A 4,726-nucleotide genomic window follows, 5' to 3' on the forward strand; every position below is an offset into this window, starting at 1 on the left:
GCCGCCCCTTCCCGTCCCGAACCTGGGGGCTGCGCCCCCAGCCCCCCGCTGTCGGTCCTGAACGGGCCTCGTCCTCAGACGCCGGACGGGCTGAGATACCCCGGGGTCCGGACAGCTCAGCGGCGGAACAAGTGCAGCGCCCCGCACGCTGTACCCCGTATGACCGAATACCGCATCGAGCATGACTCCATGGGCGAGGTCCGCGTACCGGCGGATGCCAAGTGGCGGGCCCAGACGCAGCGGGCCGTGGAGAACTTCCCCGTCTCCGGGCAGCGCATCGAGCGCGCGCACATCGAGGCTCTCGCCCGGATCAAGGGTGCCGCCGCGAAGGTGAACGCCGAGCTGGGCGTGCTCGACAAGGAGATCGCGGGGGCGATCCAGGAAGCGGCCGCCGAGGTGGCCGGGGGGAAGTGGGACGAGCAGTTCCCGGTGGACGTGTTCCAGACGGGCTCCGGGACCTCCTCCAACATGAACACCAACGAGGTCGTGGCCACGCTGGCGACCGAGCGGCTCGGCCGGGACGTCCACCCCAACGACCATGTGAACGCCTCCCAGTCGTCCAACGACGTCTTCCCGTCGTCGATCCACATCGCCGCCACCGCCGCCGTCACCCACGACCTGATCCCCGCCCTGGAGCACCTGGCCGCCTCCCTGGAGCGCAAGGCGGCGGAGTTCTCCGATGTGGTGAAGTCGGGCCGCACCCACCTCATGGACGCCACGCCCGTGACCCTGGGTCAGGAGTTCGGGGGGTACGCCGCGCAGGTGCGGTACGGCGTCGAGCGGCTGACGGCGTCCCTCCCCCGGCTGGCCGAACTGCCGCTCGGCGGCACGGCCGTGGGCACGGGCATCAACACGCCGCCGGGCTTCTCCGCGGCCGTCATCGAGGAGGTCGCCCGGGTCACCGGGCTCCCGCTGACGGAGGCGCGCGACCACTTCGAGGCGCAGGGCGCGCGCGACGGCATCGTGGAGACCAGCGGGCAGCTCCGGACGATCGCCGTGGGGCTGACGAAGATCGCCAACGATCTGCGGTGGATGGCGTCCGGCCCCAGGACCGGGCTCGCGGAGATCTCGCTGCCCGATCTCCAGCCGGGGTCCTCGATCATGCCGGGCAAGGTCAACCCGGTGATCCCGGAGGCGGTGCTGATGGTCGCCGCGCAGGTCGTCGGCAACGACGCGACCGTGGCCACGGCGGGCGCGGCCGGCAACTTCGAGCTGAACGTGATGCTGCCGGTCATCGCCAAGAACGTGCTGGAGTCGATCCGGCTGCTCGCCAACGTGTCGCGGCTGCTCGCCGACCGGACCGTGGACGGGATCGTCGCCGACCGCGAACGGGCCCGCGAGTACGCCGAGTCGTCGCCGTCCGTCGTCACCCCGCTGAACAAGTACATCGGGTACGAGGAGGCCGCGAAGGTCGCCAAGAAGGCGCTGGCGGAGCGCAGGACGATCCGCGAGACGGTCCTCGACGGCGGTTACGTGGAGCGCGGTGACCTCACGCTGCGGCAGCTCGACGAGGCGCTCGATGTCCTGCGGATGACGCACCCGTAACCTTTCGCGCCCGGCGTGAGAACCGTGACGCGCGCCGCAGCGTCGTATGCCCATGGCACCTAATATCTCTGCATGGCAGACGGTGGAGCGGTGAGGCGCGTGGGAACGGGCGGGGCTGCGGGCCTCTGGCGGCCCGGGGACCAGATCCTGTGGCGGTACCGGGAGAACGGCGGGGCGGGCATCCACATCGCCCGCCCCGTCACCGTCGTCCGCGACGACGAGGAGCTGCTGGCCGTGTGGCTGGCCCCCGGCACCCAGTGCGTCAGGCCCGTGCTCGCCGACGGCACTCCCCCGCACCAGGAACCCCTGCGCACGCGCTACACCAAGCCGCGGACGGTGGTGCCGGGGCGCTGGTTCGGCACCGGTGTGCTGAAGCTGGCCCGGCCCGGCGAACCGTGGTCGGTGTGGCTGTTCTGGGAGCCGGGCTGGCAGTTCAAGAACTGGTACGTCAACTTCGAGGAGCCGCTCTGCCGTTGGGACGGCGGCGTCGACTCCGAGGACCACTTCCTCGACCTGTGTGTATATCCCGACCGCTCCTGGGGCTGGCGCGACGAGGACGAGTTCGCGCAGGCTCAGCAGGACGGACTGATGGACGTGTCGGTGGCCGAGCGGGTCCGGGAGGCCGGCCGGTCGGCGGTGGAGGTGGTCCGTGCCTGGGGAGCCCCGTTCGCCGACGGTTGGGAGAACTGGCGCCCGGATCCGTCCTGGGCCGTACCGTTGCTGCCGGAGGACTGGGACCGTACGCCCGCGCATCTGTCCACATGAGACCCTTGCTGCGCCCCCGGGCGGCAAACGTAGGATCAACCTCCGCAAGGGCGCTTCAACCGCAACTCCCGGAGCGGGCGCCGGGTCTGACCTAACGTCACCGAGGGGCGGCAGGACGTGAGCGAGGGGTACGAGGGCAGTACCGGCAAGGGACGCGGCAGGTCCACCGGTTGCACAGGAACAGCCTCTGACCACGCGGGAATTCCGTTCCAGGGACATGTATTCCGGGTATCGGATTCTCTGCGGGACCGACTGCACGCGCGGCGCGCAGCCCCGGACGGACGGATTCGACACGCGTGACGGAGCAGCCCACCTCCTACGAACGCCCCCAGGGCGTGGACCCCACGGACGCCCGCGGGGCGCTCCTGCGTACCCAGGGGCCCGCGCCGGGCGCCACCGCATTACCGCCCGCCGCCGCCCAGGCCCGTACCGACGGCACGCCGGGCACCGCCACGCCGGGCGGCCCGGCGCCCCGCCCCCAGGGGAAGGATCCGGCCGTTTCCGACGCCGAGCACTCACAGCCCGCGGCGGCCGCAGAGCCGGACGCCCACCGGCCGCGTCCCGCGCCCGAGGCCATACCGCCGCAGCCGGGCGCGGAGACGCGCGCGGAGCGGCCCCAGGACACCCGTGACCGGCGTACCGGGCAGGCGCCCGCGGCCGGCCGGCAGCCCACGCCGATGCGGCGGGACGGCGACCGGCTGCGCTTCGTGGGTGCGGCGACCCGGCGGATCGCCCGCGGCCTGGACCTGGACGAGATCGTGATGGGGCTGTGCCGGGCCACCGTGCCGACCTTCTCCGACGCGATCCTGGTCTATCTGCGCGACCCGCTGCCCGTCGGCGACGAGCGGCCGGCCGCCGACCGGGTCGTCCTGCGGCTGCGGCGCACCGACCGGATCCCCGAGGAGCGTGAGCCGGAGCCCGGCTTCGCCCAGCTCGGCATGCCGCCCCCGGAGACGCCGGAGCTGCTGGAGCTGTCGGCGGCGATCGCGGAACTGTGCGAGGTACGGCCGGGCGGGGCGCTCGCGGAGGTCCTGCGCGGGGTGCGTCCGGTGTTCGCGGACACCCCGGCCGCGACCGCCGCGCTGCCCGAACTCCTCGGCGCGGAGAGCCGGCTGGACATTCCGGGCGGCCAGCGGGCGATCCTCGCGCCGCTGCGCGGCCGGCGCCGGGTGATCGGCGCGGCGGTGTTCATCCGCCGTCCCGAACGCATCCCGTTCGAGGCGGACGACCTGCTGGTGGCCGCGCAGCTCGCCACGCACAGCGCCCTGGGCATCGACAAGGCGGTGCTGTACGACCGTGAGGCGTACATCGCCGACGAGCTCCAGCGCACGATGCTGCCGGAGACCCTGCCGCGCCCCACGGGCGTGCGGCTGGCCTCCCGCTATCTGCCCGCCGCGGAGACCGCGCGGGTCGGCGGCGACTGGTACGACGCGATCCCGCTGCCGGGCAGCCGCGTCGCGCTGGTGGTCGGCGACGTCATGGGCCACTCCATGACCAGCGCGGCCATCATGGGCCAGCTCCGCACGACGGCCCAGACACTGGCCGGGCTCGACCTGCCCCCGCAGGAGGTCCTGCACCATCTCGACGAGCAGGCCCAGCGCCTGGGCACCGACCGCATGGCGACCTGCCTCTACGCCGTCTACGACCCGGTGTCGCACCGCATCACCATCGCCAACGCGGGCCATCCGCCGCCCATCCTGCTGCACCTGGGCGGGCGGGCCGAGGTGCTGCGGGTGCCGCCGGGCGCGCCGATCGGGGTCGGCGGCGTCGACTTCGAGGCCGTGGAGCTGGACGCGCCCGCGGGTGCCACCCTGCTGCTGTACACGGACGGTCTGGTGGAGTCCCGGCTGCGGGACGTGGCGACCGGCATAGAGCAGTTGCGCGAGAAGCTCGCCGCGACCGCGCAGCTGACCGGGCCGGATCATCCGCCGCCGCTGGAGGCGCTGTGCGACGAGGTGCTCGACATGCTGGGTCCGGGCGACCGGGACGACGACATCGCGCTGCTCGCCGCCCGTTTCGACGGGATCGCGCCCAGTGACGTCGCGTACTGGTTCCTGGAGCCGGAGGACGCGGCACCCGGGCGGGCCCGGCGGCTGGCCCGGCGGGCGCTGGAGCGCTGGGGCATGGAGGACATGACGGACTCCGTGGAGCTGCTGGTGAGCGAGGTGGTCACCAACGCGGTCCGGTACGCCACCCGGCCGGTGTCGCTGCGGTTGCTGCGCACCGACGTGTTGCGCTGCGAGGTCGGCGACGACGTGCCGCAGCTGCCGCGGCTGCGGCAGGCGCGCGCTACGGACGAGGGCGGGCGCGGCCTGTACCTGGTGAACCGGCTGGCCCGGCGGTGGGGGGCGACCCGGCTGAGCACCGGCAAGGTGGTCTGGTTCGAGCTGAACCGGGGCTCGTAGGACGCGTCGTC

General features: G+C 73.2%; 3 protein-coding genes. All 3 read left to right on the plus strand.

Annotated features, from left to right (window positions below):
• Positions 1-159: 159 nt before the first annotated feature.
• Complete coding sequence (locus BZL64_RS23295; RefSeq protein ID WP_086771144.1) at positions 160-1,545, plus strand: class II fumarate hydratase; 1,386 nt, start codon at positions 160-162, stop codon at positions 1,543-1,545.
• Between the two features lie 72 nt (positions 1,546-1,617).
• Entirely contained in the window at positions 1,618-2,310 is a 693-nt protein-coding gene (fomD, locus tag BZL64_RS23300) for a cytidylyl-2-hydroxypropylphosphonate hydrolase (RefSeq protein WP_086771145.1), read from the plus strand.
• Positions 2,311-2,606: 296 nt separating this feature from the next.
• Positions 2,607-4,715, plus strand: coding sequence for an ATP-binding SpoIIE family protein phosphatase (locus BZL64_RS23305; RefSeq protein WP_086771146.1), 2,109 nt, complete (start codon positions 2,607-2,609; stop codon positions 4,713-4,715).
• The last annotated feature ends 11 nt before the right edge of the window (positions 4,716-4,726 follow it).

The organism is Streptomyces bobili, from assembly GCF_002154575.1.
Taxonomy (GTDB): Bacteria; Actinomycetota; Actinomycetes; order Streptomycetales; family Streptomycetaceae; genus Streptomyces; species Streptomyces bobili.